Below are 538 nucleotides of genomic sequence, written 5' to 3' on the forward strand. Positions count from 1 at the left end.
GGTGAGGGGTTTTTGGATGTGGAGACGGCCTTGCCATCCCCCGATCTGGCCGCGCGCCGCCCAAGGATGACGCCGGAGATTCTGTCCGCCATGGATGAATGGACGAATGAATATGGGCGACCATGGTCGGTCGCCTCTTATGGCGGGCCGCTGACCCCTGACCGAATGCTCGCGCATACGGTGCGATTCAATACAGCGATTATTTTATATGCGCCGCTCGATTTTTTTAGTCAGGCAAGAATTCTTAAAGAATATTTTCTGAAAGATATAGAAACTGCGCGGGACTATTTGAAATCAGGTTGCCCTGGCTATCAATCATATATCGATCACCTTCTTTATCCGGATAAAAAAATTAGAATCAGCACGACCCAACATGGTTGTTATGACAGAGGATTGTGTAACTCCATCATTTATGGGTGGTTTCGCCGCAATGTCAGTGAGTTAGCAAGCTTGGACATGTTGGCAGCGATTAGCGAGCTGTTTGCCTGGTATCATTCACCCGACTATGCTCCCGGCGATCTCCCGCCTGAGATTGAGG

General features: G+C 49.8%; 1 pseudogene. It reads left to right on the forward strand.

From position 1 onward, the window contains the following. Nucleotides 1–538: pseudogene (locus tag QK300_RS13580) on the forward strand (hypothetical protein); the annotation flags it as partial.

The organism is Iodidimonas sp. MBR-22, assembly GCF_029946565.1.
In the GTDB taxonomy this organism is placed as follows: Bacteria; Pseudomonadota; Alphaproteobacteria; order Sphingomonadales; family Rhodothalassiaceae; genus Iodidimonas; species Iodidimonas nitroreducens.